The 3,113-nt window shown below is 30.7% G+C and carries 2 protein-coding genes; both read right to left on the bottom strand.

What is annotated here, in order from left to right:
- Window positions 1-88: 88 nt before the first annotated feature.
- Window positions 89-382: a hypothetical protein gene (locus CD172_RS12015; RefSeq protein ID WP_103346477.1), complete on the bottom strand. Its 294-nt coding sequence runs from the start codon at window positions 380-382 to the stop codon at window positions 89-91.
- Window positions 383-647: 265 nt separating this feature from the next.
- A complete protein-coding gene (locus CD172_RS12795; protein WP_103346476.1) occupies window positions 648-2,873 on the bottom strand; it encodes a fibrinogen-binding adhesin SdrG C-terminal domain-containing protein in 2,226 nt (741 codons plus the stop codon).
- Window positions 2,874-3,113 lie beyond the last annotated feature (240 nt).

Here is a 3,113-nt window from a genome sequence, read left to right as displayed (position 1 = left end):
GTGTTTCACCTTCCTACACCTCACGTTAAAAAACATCACTTTTATTTTATGTTTTTTATTTTAATTATAACATTAATAATAATTGCATCTATGATAATCCTATCATAATTGTTGGAATAACTATAAAATATAAAATCATTAACAACGGCGTTACAATAAACATCATGACTAAAGATAATTTAACACTTAATAGCCATTCCTCTCGTCTCACTTTATCAAATATACCGATTGTCATAGAGATAAAAAGTAAAACGAATGATAGCATATGTATAACAATTACAATATCTGCACCTTTATGATTTTGAATATAATACGGATTTAATGTTATGAATAGTATACTGAAAAGGTAAATAATATAAAATATAATAACCACCTTTTTCATATTCTCACCCCTTCTAAATACTTTTAAAACATAATATTAATATGTGCGAATGCATAAACAAATACCCCCTTAAATCAAATGACCTAATGATCCACAAGAACAAACAAACTTTCTATTTAGTATGGATATACCTTACAAATTATTTATCTTACAATAAAATTATAGTCTGAATTTTCTCACAAAATAATAGACTAGGTCAATTAATTTCACCTAGTCCATTGATAATGATATAAGTTTATTCATTTAACTTACATATAAATAGTGTTTAATGACGTTTTTCACATTTTCTTCTAACAATGAATGAGAATCCAAAGAAGCTCAACACCGTTCCAATAATATAAGAATGATGGTTAGACGATTGTCCAGTTTCAGGTAAGGATGGTCGATGTGATTCTTTATAATCTTTGTGTGTCATTTTGATGTTTTTAGTCATTTCAGTTGAACCTTGACGATGGTTATCATTTAATGACGGTGTTGTAATGATTTCTTTCTTATTTTTAGGTGTTTCACTTTTAATTTGAGGTGTAACTTTCTTTTGATGATTAATTTTTTCTTTACTTATTTTACGATGTTGCTTTGTTTTAGAATTATCTTTAATTTTAGGTGCAGATTGGTGCTGATCTTTTTCCATTTGTTCGTTACCTTTTGGCGCTACAGGTGGTTGAGGTACTTCTAAATTGTTTTCATTAGAGTGTTTTGGTAAAGGAGATGGTTTCGAGTCTTCTTCAGTTATAACCCCTTTAGTTTCACCACTCACTTTTGGTAGCGTATTGTCTTGTATTTTGATCGGATGATGCGCACCTGTTTGAATTGAAGGCTTGTCTTCATTCGTATCCTCTTCAAACCATATGTTTTTATGAGAACCACGTTTAATATGTAATTCTTCTTGATACTCGATGAGATGTTGTTCTGTAATATAATCCGTTGTCATTGTATCTTCAGTTTCTACAATTTGACCTTTTGCATGACCGGATTCTGATCCAGACTCAGTTATCGACACAATTGGTTTTGAATCATAACTTTCTTTTAATACTCCCTGCTGCGTATGATGTTCCGGTTTATAAGTATCATATGTGAAATCAATATGCTCACTTTGACCATTAAATGAACGATCTTGGCCACTACCATGTGCGTTATTAGAATAGAATGTCACACCGTTTAACCATGTGAGTTTAGTTGGACGATAATAACCATTAACATAATGATGACCTGTCAATTCAGTAGCAAAGCTCAAATCATTGGCATTTTCAAGATATTGGCCATCAAAACGAATGACATACGCTTTGCCATTTAAATCACCTAATCTCGCTTTATATTGACCATTATCATAAACTATTAGATTTACGTTTTTGGTTACTTCCTTATAATCGTCTGTATTAAAGTCTGCATAGATACTTTGTGCTAATGGTCGTTTTCCAACATATTCATATATTTGAACATTTTTAGGACGACTCACTACTGTGCCACCTTTACGGAAATAGCCGACCACATCTACAGAGTGTAAGTGTTTTTGATCAGGATTAATATATGCAATATGAGTAAATGTACGATTCTCTTTATCTAATTTGTGTATACGTCCATTTACTTTTACTCTTGAACCAGTTTTGTCGTGTACACCATCAAGATAGTTCACTTTAAATGTTGCTTTTGTTTCTTTATTTCCTAATGTTGCTACAATAGTTTGTCTTCCTTTATTAGGAACAGTTACTGGATTGAAATATAAATTTAATGACAATTCAGCATTAATATCTTTCTTGTAATTCACATAATCTGTAAATGTATAACGAATTTTGTTATTTTCTAATACTTCTCCACGAGCGACAACATGGTTATTGTCCTTTATTTCAGGTACTTTTTTCTTAAATGCAATGCCTTGTGTATCTACATTATTACTAATATTAAAATGGAAATGATCACCTGATTTAATACGATTATCAAATTTCCATTTATAATTTAATGTAATGCGCTCTGCTTGGTGTGGCGTGATAATTTTTTTACCTTCATGACCTTTGATTTCACTCTTAATTACCGTCACTTTATCGGTTACATCTAGCCCTTTTTCATGTTGTGCAAGTTGTTCTTGACTCTTTGTCATTTCTAATTTTTGTGGTGCGTCAACAACTTTAAGTGTAACGGGTTTTGCTACAATATTTTCAGGTTTAGTATGTTGAGATACTTTTTGTTGTCCATTTTTGAAAGTTTGTTGCTGTGATACATCTTGTATTTCATTATCTTTTGAGGTATGAATTGCTTCTTTTTGAAGATTTTCATTTGAAACATTTTGCTGGAGTGAGTGAATTTCAGTATGTGTTGTTCGCTCTTCAACATGTGATTCAACAGAGTGTGTTGACGTAGTAATGTGACTCACTTGTTGTTCAGAAGCAGATGCTTCATTGCTATCGCCCATTCCTATTACTACTACCGTGCCTAAAGCAATAGAGGCTGCTCCGATTTTATACTTTCTGATGCCGTATCTTTGTGTGTTGTTCATAGTATTTTCTCCGCCTTCTTAGATTTTTTTCAAACTTCAAAATTTGATATGCTTTAAATTACAGTAAACATTAACAATATTAATCATTGCTAATGTAATTTGGTATCTTACACGTCAGTAATTATATAGCCTCATTTTTTGTTTTGCAATATTATAAAATTAAATTCATCTTAAGTATTTATTAACAATATTCTATATCTAATTATTGTATAAAATACTTCTTAATTTATTCTTAAGCAG

The organism is Staphylococcus agnetis, from assembly GCF_002901865.1.
Lineage (GTDB): Bacteria > Bacillota > Bacilli > Staphylococcales > Staphylococcaceae > Staphylococcus > Staphylococcus agnetis.
The sequence above is the reverse complement of the archived record's forward strand: the minus strand, read 5'-3'. Positions and strand labels throughout refer to the sequence as shown.

Excerpts from the sequence above, each read along its gene's own strand:
- CD172_RS12015 (WP_103346477.1), bottom strand. The coding sequence starts at position 382 with ATGAAAAAGGTGGTTATTATATTTTATATTATTTACCTTTTCAGTATA.
- CD172_RS12795 (WP_103346476.1), bottom strand. The coding sequence starts at position 2,873 with ATGAACAACACACAAAGATACGGCATCAGAAAGTATAAAATCGGAGCA.